15 protein-coding genes and 1 pseudogene are annotated in these 17,761 nt (G+C 40.2%); 7 read left to right on the top strand and 9 right to left on the bottom strand.

The window, feature by feature from the left end:
* Positions 1 to 359 precede the first annotated feature (359 nt).
* From ACFX4X_RS18740 to ACFX4X_RS18725, 4 genes and pseudogenes are all read left to right on the top strand, one after another.
* Complete coding sequence (locus ACFX4X_RS18740) at positions 360 to 671, top strand: ArsR/SmtB family transcription factor (protein ID WP_061466277.1); 312 nt, start codon at positions 360 to 362, stop codon at positions 669 to 671.
* A 128-nt stretch (positions 672 to 799) separates the two neighbouring features.
* Positions 800 to 1,975, top strand: coding sequence for an MFS transporter (locus ACFX4X_RS18735; RefSeq protein ID WP_377385262.1), 1,176 nt, complete (start codon positions 800 to 802; stop codon positions 1,973 to 1,975).
* 13 nt (positions 1,976 to 1,988) lie between these two features.
* A pseudogene (locus ACFX4X_RS18730) lies at positions 1,989 to 2,264 on the top strand (endonuclease); the annotation flags it as partial.
* A 314-nt stretch (positions 2,265 to 2,578) separates the two neighbouring features.
* Complete coding sequence (locus ACFX4X_RS18725; RefSeq protein ID WP_284469371.1) at positions 2,579 to 3,946, top strand: amino acid permease; 1,368 nt, start codon at positions 2,579 to 2,581, stop codon at positions 3,944 to 3,946.
* Between the two features lie 51 nt (positions 3,947 to 3,997).
* Here ACFX4X_RS18725 and ACFX4X_RS18720 read toward each other — a convergent pair whose 3' ends face one another.
* The 5 genes from ACFX4X_RS18720 to ACFX4X_RS18700 all read right to left on the bottom strand — a co-directional run bounded on the left by ACFX4X_RS18720 (position 3,998) and on the right by ACFX4X_RS18700 (position 11,724).
* Positions 3,998 to 4,861, bottom strand: a complete 864-nt coding sequence (locus ACFX4X_RS18720) for a DUF4349 domain-containing protein (RefSeq protein ID WP_377385260.1) — start codon at positions 4,859 to 4,861, stop codon at positions 3,998 to 4,000.
* Positions 4,862 to 5,660: 799 nt separating this feature from the next.
* Positions 5,661 to 9,479 (bottom strand): bifunctional 2',3'-cyclic-nucleotide 2'-phosphodiesterase/3'-nucleotidase, encoded by a 3,819-nt coding sequence (locus tag ACFX4X_RS18715; RefSeq protein ID WP_377385258.1) that lies wholly within the window; start codon positions 9,477 to 9,479, stop codon positions 5,661 to 5,663.
* 357 nt (positions 9,480 to 9,836) lie between these two features.
* Positions 9,837 to 10,295, bottom strand: a complete 459-nt coding sequence (locus ACFX4X_RS18710) for a DinB family protein (protein WP_377385256.1) — start codon at positions 10,293 to 10,295, stop codon at positions 9,837 to 9,839.
* A 38-nt stretch (positions 10,296 to 10,333) separates the two neighbouring features.
* Positions 10,334 to 11,170, bottom strand: a complete 837-nt coding sequence (locus tag ACFX4X_RS18705) for a GNAT family N-acetyltransferase (RefSeq protein ID WP_377385254.1) — start codon at positions 11,168 to 11,170, stop codon at positions 10,334 to 10,336.
* A gap of 392 nt (positions 11,171 to 11,562) precedes the next feature.
* Positions 11,563 to 11,724 carry a YvrJ family protein gene (locus ACFX4X_RS18700; protein WP_081092540.1) on the bottom strand — a complete coding sequence of 54 codons (162 nt, stop codon included), beginning with the start codon at positions 11,722 to 11,724 and terminating at the stop codon, positions 11,563 to 11,565.
* A gap of 156 nt (positions 11,725 to 11,880) precedes the next feature.
* Between ACFX4X_RS18700 and ACFX4X_RS18695 the strand changes: the two genes are divergently transcribed.
* Together ACFX4X_RS18695 and ACFX4X_RS18690 are read left to right on the top strand one after the other, a co-directional pair.
* Positions 11,881 to 12,504 carry a sigma-70 family RNA polymerase sigma factor gene (locus ACFX4X_RS18695; RefSeq protein WP_061465403.1) on the top strand — a complete coding sequence of 208 codons (624 nt, stop codon included), beginning with the start codon at positions 11,881 to 11,883 and terminating at the stop codon, positions 12,502 to 12,504.
* Positions 12,497 to 12,715: a hypothetical protein gene (locus ACFX4X_RS18690; RefSeq protein ID WP_089361833.1), complete on the top strand. Its 219-nt coding sequence runs from the start codon at positions 12,497 to 12,499 to the stop codon at positions 12,713 to 12,715. The genes ACFX4X_RS18695 and ACFX4X_RS18690 overlap by 8 nt, the downstream gene beginning before the upstream one ends.
* Before the next feature lie 52 nt (positions 12,716 to 12,767).
* Here the strand turns inward: ACFX4X_RS18690 and ACFX4X_RS18685 are convergent, their stop codons facing one another.
* The 3 genes from ACFX4X_RS18685 to ACFX4X_RS18675 all read right to left on the bottom strand — a co-directional run bounded on the left by ACFX4X_RS18685 (position 12,768) and on the right by ACFX4X_RS18675 (position 17,030).
* Positions 12,768 to 15,137: a penicillin acylase family protein gene (locus tag ACFX4X_RS18685; protein ID WP_377385251.1), complete on the bottom strand. Its 2,370-nt coding sequence runs from the start codon at positions 15,135 to 15,137 to the stop codon at positions 12,768 to 12,770.
* Positions 15,138 to 15,465: 328 nt separating this feature from the next.
* Positions 15,466 to 15,903, bottom strand: a complete 438-nt coding sequence (locus tag ACFX4X_RS18680) for a hypothetical protein (protein ID WP_377385249.1) — start codon at positions 15,901 to 15,903, stop codon at positions 15,466 to 15,468.
* Between the two features lie 263 nt (positions 15,904 to 16,166).
* Positions 16,167 to 17,030: an STAS domain-containing protein gene (locus tag ACFX4X_RS18675; protein ID WP_377385247.1), complete on the bottom strand. Its 864-nt coding sequence runs from the start codon at positions 17,028 to 17,030 to the stop codon at positions 16,167 to 16,169.
* 145 nt (positions 17,031 to 17,175) lie between these two features.
* On the opposite strand from ACFX4X_RS18675, the gene ACFX4X_RS18670 reads away from it, so the two are divergent.
* The gene (locus ACFX4X_RS18670) at positions 17,176 to 17,319 is read left to right on the top strand and encodes a hypothetical protein (RefSeq protein ID WP_176431797.1); all 144 of its coding nucleotides are present in this window, start codon (positions 17,176 to 17,178) and stop codon (positions 17,317 to 17,319) included.
* 91 nt (positions 17,320 to 17,410) lie between these two features.
* On the opposite strand, the gene ACFX4X_RS18665 is transcribed toward ACFX4X_RS18670, so the two are convergent.
* Positions 17,411 to 17,740: a hypothetical protein gene (locus ACFX4X_RS18665; protein WP_061465409.1), complete on the bottom strand. Its 330-nt coding sequence runs from the start codon at positions 17,738 to 17,740 to the stop codon at positions 17,411 to 17,413.
* Between the last annotated feature and the right edge of the window lie 21 nt (positions 17,741 to 17,761).

The raw sequence follows: 17,761 nt of genomic DNA, 5'->3' as shown, positions 1-17,761 counted from the left end.
CCCCAAATTCCGCAAACCTTCACAGTCTGTATTCGTCCATCTTTGACAATTAACAAGGAATAACCGTACATACCGATTTATCTGGAAATGGAACGAATCGATTTATGGAGGAATGACCTGTTCACAAAGCTAAACCAAGTTTTATGCTGTCCTTTATGCTTAGGTTCCCCCTTGCACGAAATCATCGATGACCTTACAGGAATATCGAAAGGACTACTAAAGTCGCCCTTTGATGAGAGCTCATTCACTACATAGATTCACTTCTTTTGGTATTACTTTTTCCGCATCTTCAAATTCCGCATTAGTGAAAACGGTAAATTTGCATTTACAAATCTATAAAAATAGATATAATGATTTATATGGAACCTACATTAATCTATAAAGCTTTATCAAACGATACACGTCGTCAAATTTTGCTATGGCTAAAAAATCCAGAGAAGTTCTTTAATGAAAAGCCTTATTTTCAACAAGGTCTAAATTTTCAAGTTGGTGTATGTGTGGGAGATATTCAGGTTAAATCAGGGCTTGCCCAATCTGTCATCTCTAGTTATTTGTTAACCATGCAAAAAGCTGGTCTGTTGGAGTCTGAGCGAATCGGAAAGTGGACTTATTATCGTCGGAATGAAAAAACAATACATGAATTTTCCGAGTACATTCAAAAAGAACTATAAAATAAACGTAAAGGAGGTCATTCTTTTTTTGTTTTTACATATCTAGATATACAGATATTTAATTTTATAAATGATTTTAATCTGTATATAAATTAAGGAATATACAATAGGAATGGAGATTTTTATTAATGAAAACAGTTAACCCTTTGCTTATTATTATGTTGGCTCTAGGCGTATTCGGCATTATTACAACTGAAATGGGTATTGTGGGAGTCCTACCCCAGATCACTCAAAAATTTAATATAACAACTTCACAAGCAGGTTTACTTGTAAGTATATTTGCTTTAATTGTTGCCATTTCAGGTCCATTCTTGACCTTACTCGCTTCTGGAATTAATCGTAAAGTAATTCTATTAACCTCAGTATTTATGTTCACGATTTCAAATATTATTTATGCATGTACAACGAAATTTGATATCATGCTAGCTTTCCGTATACTACCCGCCATTTTTCATCCTGTCTTTTTTTCGATAGCCCTTGTGACTGCAGCCAAAATTGTTCCTCCGGAAAAAAGTAACCAAGCAGTTACAAAGGTTTTTGCCGGAATTACTTTCGGATTTGCATTTGGTGTACCTTTAACTTCTTATTTCGCGGAAAAGTTTTCGTTAGAAACTGCTTTCCTATTTGGGGCTGTTGTAAATGCGATTGCTTTTGTAGGAATATTATTGTGGCTTCCTTCCATGCCTAATGAGGAAAAAATGTCTTATGGCAAGCAGCTTGGAATATTACGTAAACCGGGATTATGGTTAAACATCGCAGCCGTTATGTTTATCTTTGCAGCAATGTTCTCTGTATACAGCTACTTTGCCGAATATCTTGGACAATTAACACATATGAATGGTTCTTTGATTAGTGTAATGTTGATGGCGTTTGGTCTAGTCATGATTTTTGGGAATTTTTTATTTGGTGGATTTTTGCGAAAAAGCATAACTAAGACCGTTATAACGTTTCCCCTTCTATACATAGTAATTTATTTATTCGCTTATTATTTGGGCTCTTATTTAATTCCGATGATTCTAATGGTTTTCATTTGGGGAATAGTTCATTCTGGTGGTCTAATTGTCAGTCAAACATGGTTGACAACTGAAGCGAACGAAGCACCTGAATTCGGCAACAGCTTGTTTGTCTCATTTTCAAATCTTGGAATTACTATAGGGGTGTCTATTGGTGGTTGGTTTATTTCTCACTTAGGAATACATCAACTCATGTGGAGCGGAATTGTGTTTGCATTGCTAGCTTTCTTTTTGATCATGATAAAAATTAAAATTTTCAGTTCGAACGTAGAGGGAGTTAACGTAGCGTAGGTTCGTGAATTGAATGAACAGTGAAATTGCTCGAATGTTGTTTTATATGGCCGTTCATTACGGTGAAAGTGGTGAAATTGATTTAGAACTAAATAATCAAGTGAGCAGCTGCACCAATCCCTATCATGGAAAGTTGGCGGTCCTGCTGGAATGGAACGAACAGGACCCAGCAGATACTTTTGAACGAAAAGAAATCGAAATGAAATCATTTATAATAAATATTACTAAAATCGATAATCGCAACCCTTTCATAGATCACCCGGAATTGGCCCTCAGCCACCTGTCATGATTAAACGAAAAAGCCGTTCCTTTTTATGGGACAGCTTTTTCTTATTTAAAAGTCTAAATTTTTAGAAAAATCACATAATTATATTTTATTTAAATAGCAATCTATTTTAATATTATAAAAATTACAACTTTTTTTATATTGCTAACACCTTTTATAGTAAGCGTTTTCATTTTTTTACTTTACAAACTTTCTATTAAAATATATTATTTAGTTGTAATATTATGTGAAAAATCAATAAATAATATGTATTCAGCTCTACTAGTGATAAAATGCTAGATAGAGAAAATTAAACTCCAAAAGAAAAGGGGAAACTTATGCAAAACTCCAAAGAATCTCAACTGCATAGAGGTTTGGAAGAAAGACATATCGCATTAATGTCTCTTGGCGCAGCAATTGGAGTCGGTTTATTTCTCGGATCGGCATCTGCGATTAAATTAGCTGGCCCAGCCATTATTATTTCTTATGCTATCGGCGGGCTTATGATCTATCTTATCATGCGGGCACTAGGGGAAATGGCGATCAAAAATCCAGTCGCAGGCTCTTTCAGTCGCTATGCAAGTGAATTTGTCGGTCCTCTTGCCGGATATATAACCGGTTGGAATTACTGGTTCGTTTGGATTGCCACCTGTATGGCTGAAATTACGGCAGTCGGAATCTATATGCAATTTTGGTTCCCTGGGACTCCACAATGGGCTTGGGCGTTAGCCGCACTTGCCATCATGACAACGATTAACTTTCTTGCTGTAAAAGCTTACGGTGAATTGGAGTTTTGGTTCGCCTTAGTTAAAATAGTTACAATCATCCTTATGATCGTTCTTGGCTTCGGGATGATTATCTTTGGACTGGGGAACGGCGGAATCGCGGTTGGATTCGGTAACCTAGTTGAACATGGTGGATTTTTCCCTAATGGAATATCCGGTGTCATCCTCTCTTTCCAAATGGTCATGTTCGCCTATTTGGGAATTGAAATGCTCGGTGTAACCGCAGGTGAAGTCAAAAATCCAGAAAAATCTTTAAAAAGAGCCATCGATACCGTCTTTTATCGAATTTTACTTTTTTACGTTTTAGCTCTTACAGTCATTCTATCGATTACTCCGTGGGATCAAATGAATGGAAAAGACAGCCCATTCGTTATGATGTTTGATAAAATCGGTATACCAGGCGCAGCAGGAATCATTCAGTTTGTCGTACTGACAGCGGCCCTTTCATCTTGTAACAGCGGGATCTTCAGTACAGGAAGAATGTTATTCAACCTAGCGCAGCAAGGTGAATCACCTAAAAGTTTCGAACGTACTACAAAGTCAGGCGTTCCTGGCGTTGCCATTATCGTTTCAGCTGTAGTTCTACTTTTCGGTGTTTACCTTAACTACATGGAAGCCGAGAAAGTTTTCAGTTACGTTACAAGTGTCGCCACATTTGGTGCACTCTGGACATGGGGGACCATACTTGTCACACAGATCATCTCTAGACGGAAAATGAGTCCGGGAGAAAAACAAGGCTTAGCTTACAAGATGCCACTTTTCCCATTCACTTCTTATTTCACTCTAGCCTTTTTAGTATTCGTAATGGTTATACTCGGCTTTTCTGCAGATACAAGAATTGCTCTTATCGTTGGTCCAATCTGGATCGTACTGTTGGTAGTCCTGTATTATGTGACCGGATTGAATAAACGAAAAGGATAAATGCAAGAGGGTGCCCAAAATGAATTTGGGCACCCTCTTTTTTTCTGCCTTTTACCTTTTACCCCTTCTTTTCATCGCCCAATGTACCACCGCACCAGCTCCGCCTAAAACAATGAGGATCGGCAAGTTTCCTATTATAAAAACAATGATCCCAGAGCCCGCTTTAAGTAATAGATTCGCACTTGTTGCAAGTTGTTTCTTCGTTCTCTCCCATGTATCCAGTTTTGCATTATCAATACCCGGTACCACGATCCGTTCCTGTGATAACGTGATTGTAACCGTCGAATATGAGGTCTGGTTTTCAAGATACTTCATTTGACCGGTCAGCTGCTCGATTTCTTCTTGAACCGCGGCAAGATCGGATGATATTTTCAGCAAATCTTCCGTCTTCTTAGCGTCCTGCATGAATGCAAGTAACCTCTCTTCCACAGCCCGCTTTGACTTCAGTCTTGCTTTTAAATCTACATATTGCTCCGTTACATCCTGGCCTGTCACGTTCCTTCCGACCACTTCTGAAGCCTGCCCCTCGGTAACGACAAGAAAGTCCTGAAAACGAGCTTCCGGAATCCTGACTGTGATCGTACCTTCTACCCTCTCTTCATCTTCCCTGTATACATTGGACTCTACAATATAGCCGCCGTATTCGTTCGCCTTCCTTTCAATCTTCATTTGTGTTTTTTCTAGATTTTTTACTTTCAACTGAAGCTGTGCTTGGTGGATGACCATCCTATCATTTGTTGCCGCCTCTTTTTCCGCCTTCTTATCAGAAGCCTGTTCCCCTGATAAAGAGAAGTCCATTTTACTTTCCGCTTTTTCTTCCTGTGACTTCGGTAAGGATTCTTCTTTATCATTACTACTACATGCCCCCAGGAAAAGAAACAAGCCGAAAATTAGTATCACTTTTTTTCGATTCATCGGTATTCCTCCTTCTCTTAACATTACCGACGAATAATTTGGAAGAAAGTTACACTTTCGGATAAAAGGTGGCGTTACAAAACATCCAAATTATGTATAAATATGGATGGCATATCGACTATAGAGAATTAGCTAAAAGTGGATTAGTTCCGGTTGTCCGAGGCTCAAATGAAGATGTATTGACCCACAAGAAATTCTAAAGAATTTTGAAAGCCTAGATGTATCAACACTTTCTAAAAGGCAAGAGTTTATTCTAACAATACAAAGGCAACAATAAGAATTATAATCAGCGATGGGAAGTCCGGATATAGTGGAAAATTTCAAAATTAGCACTCGACAATTTGCAATAATAGTTATTCTATTTTCTGTAGGTACGACCATCTTGGTGATTCCAATGAGGTCATTAGCTAACTTCTTTATATAAATAATCTGGACTATCAGCCATGAAAATTCACGGACGAGCTAAGATTCTTTTTATTTTTATGATTTTCCACTAAATGTTCACTATTTGAAGTAAATTCTGTTTCCAAATACAGGGTTTGCTCTCTTTTTTCACTATCCGGCTGCATGCATTGTTCATTTTTTTAACAGTCCAAGTTTATCGTGTTAACGAATGAATTGTTCAATGTCTTCGCTATTATCATGCCTATTTTCCAATTTTTAATACTTTTCTACAAAAAAGGTGTTTATATGTCTACGTCTATGTCATTAATAGAAAAAAGAGCGTCCCTTTGTATTTTGGAACGCTCTCTTTTATAGTTTCACGAGTAAACTCTCTTAACTCACCGGTAAATCCTAATTAATTATTGATATTGGTAATCCTGCCTTCAATTTCTGCCGTGATTTTTCCGCCTTTGAAGGTTTCTTTCACGTAGTTAACGAAAGCTTCTAGATCAGCATGTCCAAACACACGCTCTTTTCCTTTCAGGACGGTATAGTTATCACCGCCGCTTGCCATGAAATCATTGACGGCCACTGTGTACGTTGCGGCATCCTTGATTGGTGTCCCATCCGCTTTCTTCAATAAAGTGACACGCTCAGTGACAGGTTTACTGAAATCGGCTGTATAGCTCAGTCCAGATATTTGCAAAGTCTTCGGAGCTCCTTCAACGATCCATTGCTGTTGAAGCAGCGTTTTCACTTCGGCTCCAGTCAGTTCCAGCTTAACCAATACGTTACCGAAAGGCTGGATTTTCGCTAAATCGGAAAAGGTGACTTCTCCCTTTGGAATATCAGCACGAATTCCACCTGGATTCATGAAAGCAAAATCGGAATTCAAATCTGCTTTCATCGAATCGGCGATTAAATTCCCAAGTCCAGTTTCCTGTGTATAGGCATTGGTTCTTAAAATTTTCTCATCCGTTGTCCCAAGCGGGGCCTTTAACTCGGGGAACATGTCTAAATAGTCGTTAATGAATTTCGTCGTCCCGGCATCCGGTGTGATGCCCTCTTGTGTAACCGTAACAATTTCAGCTGACTTTTTGACAATATCCTTAGTGTTTGGATCGATTTCCAAATCCACATCTTCAAAAGCCGTTCCATAAGAGTAAGCTTGTACAATCAATTTATCATCCACATAGTTGTTGACCTTTGCATGATTATCTCCGGCTAAGATCACATCTACTTCATCATCCACGGCATTAGCAAGATCAGCCACTTCGCCTGTGATGACCCCTTCCTTTTCCGTGCCTGGGTCATGTGAGATGACCACAATCGATTTGACGCCTTTATCTTTCAACTCTTTAACCGCCTTATTTACGGCAGGTGCCTGTTCAATGAATTCCACATTCTTAATGCCATCCGGACTTACTTTTTGAGGTGTGGCATTCGTGACTACACCTATGAACCCAATATCAACCCCGCCGACCTTTTTTATGACGTAAGGGTCCAAAATCGGTTTTTTCGTGTCTTTATATACGACATTGACTACTACATATGGAAAGTTCAATTTATCGAATACCACATCGGATGTTGGCGACTTTCCGCCATTGATTTGAGCCATCAGGGTTTCTACCCCTTTGTCGAATTCATGGTTCCCGACAGTTCCGACATCGAACTTCATATTATTCAAAAACTGAAGCGTCGGTTTGTCCTGGATCAATGAAGAAACGGGAGCACTTGCCCCAACAGCATCCCCTGCCGAAAGTAAAAGTGTATTTTCAGGGTTTTCAGCTTTACGCTGCTTCAAGTGCGCAGCTAAATAATCAGCACGCCCTTGTTTGATACCGCCAAAATCAGAAGTGGTATCCAGCTGGCCGTGAAGATCATTGATCCCGAGCAATTGCACTTTAACGTTCTCTTTCCCCAAATTAAATTTGTAAATGCCAAATCCTTTATCATCGGTTTTGCCTGTATAGGAAATCGGGCTTTCTTCATTTAAATATTCCGCACCCTTTGGTGATGAGGTGAAAGTCACGTTCACCTTGCCTGAAATCGGCGCAATCGACCAGTTATTATCAGCGGTTGGATTGATCTCACCCTCTTGTGTAATGTAATCCATCAAGATCTGGCGATTTTCATCCGCAGAGTCAACTACGTATTCGCTGCCCTTGATTCCCGAGAAGTTTCCTCCGCCCGAAGCACGGTAATTATTCGTCACCACGATGAAGTCTTGATTCGGGTCCACTGGCTTGCCATTATATTTCAAATTTGCAATCCTGCTTGAATCCGAAACTTTTATCCCTTTTTCATCATAGCGCGAAGCCTTAGTGACATCGATTTGATACGTAACGCCGTCAATCACATCAAAATTATAGACGGCAAACTTTCCATTAAGCAATTCCTGTTCCTCAGACTTGGCAGGATCAATTTTATTATATTTCCCGGCAGACATCTCAAGCCATTCTTTAACAACGGACCCTTTGATCTTGATTGCCTTCAAGGTATTATCGTATAAATATAAATCGCCGGCGCTGCGAATGGTCAGTCCGCCTTCTTTGATTTCGGTGAATTCTTCGACTCCATTGCGACCCGCTTTGAAAGGAGCTCCTACAGAGAGAATGGGCAGGTCTTTGTATTCTGGGCGGTTGTTCTGGATGTATTTTTCCACATACCATTTCTGTGCGCTTGTCACGACCTGTACGGAAGGATCATCTTGCACAAGGGCGAAATAACTATGAATTGGAGCTGTAGTCGTTCCAATCGGCGTGTTAACATACTTGATCGTTCCTTCGTGATCCTTTTTAACGGCTTTGACGACAGATGCATCTTCAACTGCTTTTTTTCCTGTTTCTTTATCGTTGATTGCCCGTGTTGACGAATCAGAATGAACGACTTTCCATTTTCCCTGGATATTCTGGATATCAAGATCAATGATCCCCAGATTACTGCCGCCATATCCTGCTTGAACGGCTGGTATACCATTAATGGTTCCCTTTTTATTATCCACGCCTTTAAGGATTTTTCCTTGGCTATCTTTAAATAGACTGTCTAAAGACGCCTCATCTTGTGCCGGAAAGACTTTATGCGTATGGGAGAACGTGATGGCATCTATGCCGGATACCTTGCTTAATGAATAGATGACATCCTCGGTATTCTTGGTATCGCCATTAAACCCGGAATGTGTGAGCGCCACAATGACATCTGCACCCTTTTTCTTCATTTCAGGTACATATTTATTTGCAGTCGTGACGATTTCTTTTGTAATGACCTTACCATCAAGATTCGCTTTATCCCAATCCATGATTTGCGGAGGGGCGAATCCAATGTAGCCAATTTTCACTGATTTTTCATTTCCATTTATATCCATTATTTTCTTCGTGACGATTTTATATGGAGCATATTTGTTTTTATCATTCTTTGGATTATTGTCTTTATCCTTTTTATAAACATTGGCATTGACATAAGGGAAATTCGCATCGTTGATGGCCTCGTCCAAATAAGATAAACCATAATTGAATTCATGATTGCCGAATGTAGCCACATCATAGTCAAGCAAGTTCATCGCTTTATAGACGGGGTGGACTTCACCTTTTTTCAGTGGCGCTATTTTCGCTTTGTACGTACCTAGGGGGGTCCCTTGAATAAGGTCGCCGTTATCCACTAAAACACTATTCTTCACTTCTTTTCGTGCCTGTTTGATTAAAGATGCCGTGCGAGAAAAGCCGACGGAGTCTGATACGGCATCCTTATAATAATCATAGCTTACTAGATTAGTGTGTATATCTGTCGTTTCCATGATCCTAAGTTCAAATGGCGCATCTGAAACGGAGGTTGCCAGGCTGTTGCCGAAGTTACTCGTATTACCGTTATACTTGGCGACAACCGATACTTTAACCCAGTAACCCGGTTTGTACGAATTGAAGTAGGCGGAGAACTTTTGGGCCGATTTAATATCCGCCTCAACGGCTGACTGTGAAATGACCTTCGTCCCATTCATTAACTGGAAGACAACGGTTTCATTTCCTTTGTTCCCTTTTTTCGGCGTGACCTTCACAGTCGCTTTGGTGCCATTTGTGTAATGAACAGCAGGAGCTGAAATGATAAATGGTTTAGTAGCGACCGGTTTCTTATTTGCCTCTTTGGCAGATGTCCCGACTGGTACGGTAAATGGGGCAGTAATCAAACTTACAGCAAGTATCGGGGCGAGCATCCTTTTAACATGCATCTTGTACGACATACTTCACAACCCTTCTATTTTTGTAAAATGCTAGAATAATATAACATGATTTTGTCGAAAGCTGTTTAGTTTTACCTTAATATTAAGAATTTTTAATAATCGGTCCTATTTAACCATTTTCATTCATTGACATGAATCATTTTTCCTTTATATATTTAAAATCATTACAGAATCCCATGGAATCCTTGGGAAGAAAGTTGCTTTTTGAGACTCGGCCATACATGAGCAAGCCTGCTTACATCGTATGGAATCTCAATGTCCTCCCTCTTTCTCAGACGCTCTCTACTTCACCGTAATCCCCTTTTTGAAAACAAAAAAACTGGTAAAGCGCATTACCAGTTTTAAAAATATAGAAATCTATAAAGCCCTATCTATTAAACTGGCTGATACAGGTTTAATCCCCATCTCCCTCGACCAGATGGACAACTGGCCTATATGATGTATTTCGTGGGCTATCAGATGGTCCAATATCCTGCCTTTTTCGTAAGTCCCCTCCATCCAAGATGGCTGAATCATTTCATTTTCCACATTAAACGAATCCGAGTTCAAATAGTACATGACCTCAGAATGATAATGCTTAGATAAATCTTCTACTTTCTGGATTGTATTATAGGCGTCTAGATCAATCCCGACATCCGGCTTCCCCTGAATGGCCCGGATCCAGCTGCATTCAACATCGATAATATGAGCGAGTGTCCTCAAAATATTGCCCATCCCGCCCGTGCGCTGCCGTTTAAGTTCCGCACACGATACGGACCGGCACCATTTGAACCACTCATTTCTGACCTGCCAGTTGTAAGTGAATAATGTCAGCATTCCTATCCCCCTAACACTCTTTTTCGTTAATATCCCTTTTAGCGCTGCAGCCCTTTATATTGATAATAATCCTGTCTTTGAATCGTTTTGAATCCACAAGATTCATAGAGTCTTAAAGCATGCTCATTAGTCGCCTCGACTTCGAGAAAAATATCATATCCAAGCTGGCATTGTTCAGCTACCACCTTTTTCAATACCTTTCTGCCAAGTCCTTTTCCCTGGTATTCCGGTAAAATGGAAAATCCATAAATCCATGCTTCCCTACCTGACTGATCAACACGAATTTTACCGACAGGACAGCCATCCTTTTCAATCATCATGGTTTTCAGGGTATCCTCGTGCAGGATGCGCTGATAATAATCCCTCGCCTCTTTTTCCGTAAATCGGAAACACTGAATATCCAGCTGAATTTCCGTTTCCTCATCCTCTCTCCGTGAAGGGCGAACGACTGCATCCTCATAATCATCAAGCTCCGTTCCAGACCATTTCATTTGAAACTCAGAAAAAGCGAACTCACATGGCAGCTGTTTCAAAAACCCTGTCCCTGAATGTGATTGAGCAGGCGAGTTCAAGATGATCGACTTATAGTCGCGCTCCATGGCACTCCTTATAGCGTCGTCCAACAGCTTTGTAAAAATTCCTTGCCTCCGAAATTCAGGATGTACCATCCCACACATCTCCAATTTACTTCCAAAATCGTAAAGACCAAGAAAACCAACAAGTTTTAATCCATCATAGTGAAGAAAATCATTCTTATTCACACCATTTCGACTGCGAAGTGTCTCCCAGTTCAGCTTTAATGTAAAATCTTCCCGCTCACATTCCTGCTGTAGAATCCGAATATCTTCTAGCTGTTTTTCATTCAAAATTCCCACCCCTTTTCCATACTATCAGTTTATTACCAAAAAAAAATAAAAGCAGCATCCTTTTACATGGATGCCACATACTTTCCATAAGTTTTCTACAAATGTTGTTTTTTTAAAAGTATTTTCACTTTAATCCATAAAACTAAGATCGTATGAGGGGAGGATTTCCTATCTAATTCCATTGACGGATGAATTATTGTAGTAAAATGATTCCAATTGACGATTATTTTTTACCCATTTTGTGCTATATTCCAAATAATGGTCTGCGATTTTTTTATTTGACTTTAAAGGAGGGATTCATTGGTGAAATAGTACCTATTTCTTTATACCCGAATTCCGGACCCTTTTTAGAATAGAATCCGAAATTCGGTTTTTACTACCTAGCACATTACGTCCTGAGGTTATCGTTTCGTTTTATGAGCGGACTTTTTTAAGTTCTCTACGTCCGTTGTCAGTTCTTTTAATTGTTTACCGAAGCGGAAGAGCAAAAACATAGAAACGACGAATGGATAGCCAAATTCGCTAACTAATGACACCCACACAGTAGCATCCTCAATCATCATCCTCTTCACCCCTTTTCATGTATCTGATATCTAAAGTGAAACTTGTTTAAAAAAATCAATCTAGCACTATTGGTTTATGGATAAAGGAACAAATGTTCCTATATAATTGATTTATTCCCCTTGTCTATCACTTTATTAAATAAAGGAGGGATAGCAATGAACCAGTTAACTTCTCATTTTTTTTCTCATTCATTGGAGTTTCTGCAACAACAGTACTCATCTTTCTTTGAACAACCGATCATTCAAGTATTTTTACAGAACCCAGAGCATTTAAAGATTTTTACCGAAACTCTTGATTCCCCTTCTTCACATAACATTTGTCATCTCAACGAGACCTTCAAAATTTTCTATTACCGGGCTAAAGTATACAAATACATGTGCTCCTTGATTTACTTTTTCTCCGTTGATTTTGATAAAAGGGCACGGAAGCAGCGGGAACGCTATCGAATGGTACTTGATGCGACACCAAAGGATACTTTCGGAATGATCGATCGAATCGGCACTTTGGACGTTCAACTTGAAAAGATGGGGGAAACGAATGAGCTCTCTTCACACATAAGTGATGAAGAGATGATAAAAGCCTTGAAGAAGTTAACAGCCAAACAAAGTCTAGTACTGACCATGATCTTTTCCTATGGCCTATCCAACAAGGAAATAGCTGCCTATTTTCATGAATCTCCCCAGAATATCTCAAGCATTCGTAAACAAGCTCTCAAAAAACTTCGAAAGCACTATATGGATGAGGTATATAATAGAAAGGAGAAAAGCCATTGTGGATAAAAAACTATCAAAAGAAGAATTGATGAATCTAATCGATTCTTTGAATCCTAAAATAAAAAAATCTTTAAAAAACACCAACTATCAAGACCGGAATGATCTGGAACAAGAGATTAAACTCAAGATCATTGAGTCATATGAAAAAATCGTTTCAATCGAGGCCCCTAATTTTGAGGAGTTCCTTGCAGAATTCCTGACTAAGCAAAAACAATGAAAAAGTACCAAGTCCAGCATGCATGCTGGACTTGGTATTTTTTTGCTGAATATCAGTATAATGGATTCAATGTCAGCTTATCACCTTTTGGATCATCCAATACCGTTTTGTGATAAGTACCTTCTGCCCAATCATCAAGCTGATCGTGGTACCACTCGCTTTTTACGTTACCTGATTGCCCAGGCCCAACGAGGTGATATCCCTTATTCATGTCGGATAGGTCAATGACAAATCTCCAGGAGCCACCATGATTAACGGTTCCGTTATCTAAAAATGCCGCTGCCTGTACGGTTACACTGCTACCGCCGACCGGCAATCCGCCGCCGCTGTTAAATAAATAATTTAACGGGGCGACACTTCGTAACGGATGGTTGAACCTTACCTGATGATAGTCTCCCCATTCCCAATCAGCTATATCGTCACCTTGTGATTCTTCCAGTTCCATTAACGTCTCCTGTAACGACTTGGCGAGTACCTGCTCCAGTCCGCCTGCCTCTTCAATCCAAGGACCCGGCTTACCGCCCAATGCCCGCCTTAGTAGTTCATCAACGGCCGAACGCCTTCCATTAAAGAGGTTGAGCGTTTCTTCCGGTATTTCTTCTGTAAGCAAAACTTCCCCTATTTTTTTCATCCATACATTAAAAATCATCGGTGCTGCTTCATCAACGGAATCAATATGATTCCATTTCTCCAGAATCCTTAGTGCCTTGTCTTCCTGTATTCCCGATGGACCTTTCAGCACCTCTATAAATTGAGGGACAAACTCCTTAGCCTGCAGATTCATCTGATCCATCTGCAAGCTTTGCATATCTTCTGCAGTAAGCTTTTTATTCGCTTTTAAAAACTCCTGTATCCTCATCTGACGGTACGGCTGTGCCCAGTTATTGCTGATATGGTAAGGATAATCATCTGAGATGACTTTATTATTCGCTGTCGAAATGAATCCCTCTTCCGGATTGACCGTTTTTGGAAGTTCATCAAATGGAATGTAGCCTTTCCACTCATATTCATCCGTCCAGCCAGGTACAGGCAGCATACTATCGCCTTTTTTACGGATAGGGATTTTCCCATTCGCCTTAAAGGCAATGGTCCCATCGACTGAGGCAAAGACGAAATTCTGTGCCGGCGTTTCGAATTTCAAAAGGGCCTTTTCGAAGTCTTTCCAGTTTTCCGCTTTATTCATATTAAGTACCGCTTCAAGCTCTGCGGATGGATCAAGTGCCGTCCACCTTAATGCAAGGACTGTGTCTTTTCCGCTTTTCCCGGCAAAGTCGGAGACAACCGGTCCATGACGGGTAACCGTCACTTTATAGTCAAGTGTCTTACCATCCTTAACCTTGATCGGTTCGTTTAAGATGTGAGCTTTGTCCCATTTATCTTTGAAGGCGAATTCTTTCTCGTTTTCCGGGTGTCTCTTCTCAATATACAGATCCTGGACATCCGGGCCTGTATTCGTCACACCCCAAGCGACCTTTTCGTTATGACCGAGAATGATACCCGGAATCCCGGCAAAAATAACACCGCTCACATTGACTGTCGGGGCCTCCAAATGCATTTGGTACCAAACGGACGGTGTAGCTAACCCCAGATGGGGATCATCCGCCAATAACGTCTGCCCGGAATCCGTTTTCTTGCCAGATACGACCCAGTTGTTGCTGCCGTTGAATTCATTAGGAACAACGGCCCCGACGAAGCTTTTTTCAATATCCAGTTCTTCCTTGCTGATGATATATGGTGCGCCCTCTGGATAATCCGGGAATAGATCATACGCTTTTTCCTTTGGGAAGGTTTGCAGCAAATACTGTCTAAACGCCTGATCTTCCCAGTTCCCGCCTAAATCAAAGGCCATATACTTACCGATGGTGAGCGAATCGACGGGTGTCCACGGTTCTGGTTCGTATCCAAGTAAAGTGAACTCGGTCGGCCATTTCCCATTCTCCTTCAATTCATCGATATATAAATTTACCCCTTCTGCAAACACATCCAAGGCTTCTTTACCGTCGCTTGTATATACTGCATAAGACGCTTCAGCTGCCCGCCTTAGCCCAAGTGTGCGGAAATATTTATCATTTTTGACGGTTTTCTCACCAATCACTTCACTCAATCTTCCTGACGCCTGACGCCTGCTTAAATCCATTTGAAATAAACGGTCCTGTGCTTGGATATACCCTTGGGCTAAATATAAATCATGTTCATTCGCTGCGTTGATATGCGGGACCCCGCTGGAATCCCTCACAACTGTTACTTGTTTCAAAAGGCCTGGAAGCGAAATTTCCCCCTTTGTTTCCGGCAAGGACCTTGAAAGAAATACATTTGCTGCAATCAAGACAGACAGCAAAAGTAAAATAAGGATTGCAAGACTCCATAGCACCCGCTTTTTCCACTTCCGTTTTGGTTTTTGCTGAGGTACGGCAACTTCCATCGATTCATCTCACTCCCCCCTTAAAACTCTCTTACTATCTACTTAAGATATTCCGCGTCCCCACCCACCTTTCCTACCAACTTCCTAACATTCCCTCTGTTTATTTCCGGAAGGGAGAAAGGTGCAAGGACGGTTGTTCCCGCTCAAGGTCGGATCTTCCGCTAAAGGTCGAATTGTTACGGCTCAAGGACGGATTATTCCGCACAAGGACGAATTGTTCCCACTCAAGGTCGGATTATTCTGCGCAAGGACGAATTGTTTCCGCGAAATTCGATAAACATTGTCAAATACAAAAACACCGATACAATGTATCGATGTTCAGGGGATGTTAGCTATTAGCAATTATGTATTCAATCACCTTATCTGGATCATCCGTATAAAAAAGGGCCTTATCGAAGTCATGGGCTGCCTTCGCCTCAGCTTCCATGTATTCAACCGGGGATAGGAAACCAAAGAGCCTCTTCCATTTATGATTTTTCTCCAGAAGTTTTCTTTCCCTTTTTATATCCTCTGGTATGAATTTATTAATGATATAACATGGGTCAGAAAATGCATCAGCATTAAAACGCTCGTTCAAAGTTTGCAATTTTTCCCGATCCCACTCCACCCTTATTAAGTCAGATATGACCGACACATTTTGGACTGATTCAAGGATGCGTTTCGACAAAACATCATATTCTTCATCCTCTAACCCATTATCCGTCATGATCCCCACACAATACCATTTTTCATTCGGATCAAGTTCTTCATTTTTCTTGAAAAACACTCTTCATCCACCTTCCTTTCGGGCTTTACATGTCCTATCTCTTTTTCTTGTATGCTTTTCCGTATTCACGTTTTTCCCATTCATTATCTAAATGAATAAAGCAACATGTCCGTATTCACGCCATTTCACTATATCATGGAGATATATCCATATGACGAAAAATGAAGAAAGCTGCTGGTAAGGTTGCCACCATTCACCAAACTTCTTGCATTTAGGAAACTTCATGACATACAAAAAAAGATACCCTGAAGAGGATACCTCCATCATACTGGCTGAAGGGCCAGCCCTCTTTGTTTAAGCAGATATTCCAGTGCCTGCCTGAACGATAGAAAAGGTTTTACCTGATTAGACAAATCAAGTTTGACAATCTCTTTCACCACATCAGGAGCAAAACCGACAAACATCGTTTCCGTTCCCATCAACGCCAGTGCCCCCACTAATTGATCCAGCAGTGTGAGCATATTGCTTTCCTTCGTAAAGGTAATGCCGGAGAAATCCATAATCAATACTTCCGCATGCAGGTCTGCACATTTTTGCAGTACCGTCGATTGCATCGACTCCATTCTCCAATCATCAATGCGCCCGATCAATGGTAAGAGCAGCACATCCTTTAAAACGGTCTGAACAATCGGAGTGGCCAATTCTTCCATGACTTCCTGGTTTTCTTTTATTTTCTGCAAAGAATCGTTTGCCGCTTTTGCCATTTCTTTATAATGATTCACATAACTTATGCTCACACAGTGTATGAATTGATCCAGTATTGCATCAATTATCGAGCTTGCCTTTAGCAAAATTTCAATGGAGTAGTAGCGGTTGCTTACTTCTTCTTCAATGAAACTCCAGAAAAGGTTACGCACCAGCTGAGCTTCCTCAATATTTTTATTTAAAGGGATTCCCATGTCCACGACGCGCTTTCCTATTTCCATACCCGTTATTTTCATACTTTCCATCGCTTGTGCCTTACCGTGAATCAGGGCATCTGCATGAATTTGAATTAGTTGCGACCTTACCTCTTTACTGGTTTCAAAATCATAGAGTGGGCCCTCTTCTTCAAACAACTCGATATGCTCCACTAAGATATATTTGAATTTTTCGATTTTTTCACCGATCATTCTTAATTCTTCCATGTAGACCTCCCACACAGGGCTTTTATCACATTTTATCAAATAGTTAATGGTAAAGGATATAAAATCCTTCTATTACCAAAATGATAATAGACGTTTACCCTTCTCTTAATAAGGGTATTATGATATATGACCTGGAGGGATTATCATGAAAAAGGATCAAAAAGACTTTGAATCTGAAAACATGAGCGATTTAGTCGAACTCATAAACAGTAAAAATAACAGCCGCAGAATCCTCGATGTACTACGGCGTAATAAAAAGGATAAAAATAAAAACAAAGATAAAAAGTGAAAAAGCCCATTCCAATATGGTCTGGGTTTTTAAATGGGATAAAATAAAAGAGCTGAGTTTGTTTTTTGAGCAAACTCAGCTATACCTGCCACTATCTTTTTCTTCGAATTTCCTTCACATGGTTTCCTTCCGTGGTAATATAAACTGTTTCATCGATTTTGTATGTTAAATAACGGTCACAATCGATTTCCAACGTTTTCCCATTGTTGAATTTCATTGCGCAATTGGATCCCTCTTCGGTTTCCGTCACATCAATGACTTCGTTCGTCTTAAAACCGACTGCCTTGCCATCGGAGAAATGTGGATAGTATTTTTCAACAATCTCCACCTTTTCCAATCTGCCCGGACTTGTTAAGTATACAACGAATAATATAATTAAAACGGCTATTAACCCAATGAGAATTACTGCTTTTCGTTTCACTCTATCTATTACCCTCTTCTC

Origin of the sequence: Peribacillus sp. YIM B13481, from assembly GCF_042787985.1 — a bacterium.
Taxonomy (GTDB): Bacteria; Bacillota; Bacilli; order Bacillales; family DSM-1321; genus Peribacillus; species Peribacillus simplex_A.
This window is presented reverse-complemented; position numbering and strand designations above follow the sequence as displayed.

Excerpts from the sequence above, each read along its gene's own strand:
- ACFX4X_RS18735 (WP_377385262.1), top strand. The coding sequence starts at position 800 with ATGAAAACAGTTAACCCTTTGCTTATTATTATGTTGGCTCTAGGCGTA.
- ACFX4X_RS18675 (WP_377385247.1), bottom strand. The coding sequence starts at position 17,030 with ATGGAAGAATTAAGAATGATCGGTGAAAAAATCGAAAAATTCAAATAT.
- ACFX4X_RS18715 (WP_377385258.1), bottom strand. The coding sequence starts at position 9,479 with ATGTCGTACAAGATGCATGTTAAAAGGATGCTCGCCCCGATACTTGCT.
- ACFX4X_RS18725 (WP_284469371.1), top strand. The coding sequence starts at position 2,579 with ATGCAAAACTCCAAAGAATCTCAACTGCATAGAGGTTTGGAAGAAAGA.
- ACFX4X_RS18740 (WP_061466277.1), top strand. The coding sequence starts at position 360 with ATGGAACCTACATTAATCTATAAAGCTTTATCAAACGATACACGTCGT.
- ACFX4X_RS18700 (WP_081092540.1), bottom strand. The coding sequence starts at position 11,724 with ATGATGATTGAGGATGCTACTGTGTGGGTGTCATTAGTTAGCGAATTT.
- ACFX4X_RS18710 (WP_377385256.1), bottom strand. The coding sequence starts at position 10,295 with ATGCTGACATTATTCACTTACAACTGGCAGGTCAGAAATGAGTGGTTC.
- ACFX4X_RS18670 (WP_176431797.1), top strand. The coding sequence starts at position 17,176 with ATGAAAAAGGATCAAAAAGACTTTGAATCTGAAAACATGAGCGATTTA.
- ACFX4X_RS18720 (WP_377385260.1), bottom strand. The coding sequence starts at position 4,861 with ATGAATCGAAAAAAAGTGATACTAATTTTCGGCTTGTTTCTTTTCCTG.
- ACFX4X_RS18685 (WP_377385251.1), bottom strand. The coding sequence starts at position 15,137 with ATGGAAGTTGCCGTACCTCAGCAAAAACCAAAACGGAAGTGGAAAAAG.
- ACFX4X_RS18695 (WP_061465403.1), top strand. The coding sequence starts at position 11,881 with ATGAACCAGTTAACTTCTCATTTTTTTTCTCATTCATTGGAGTTTCTG.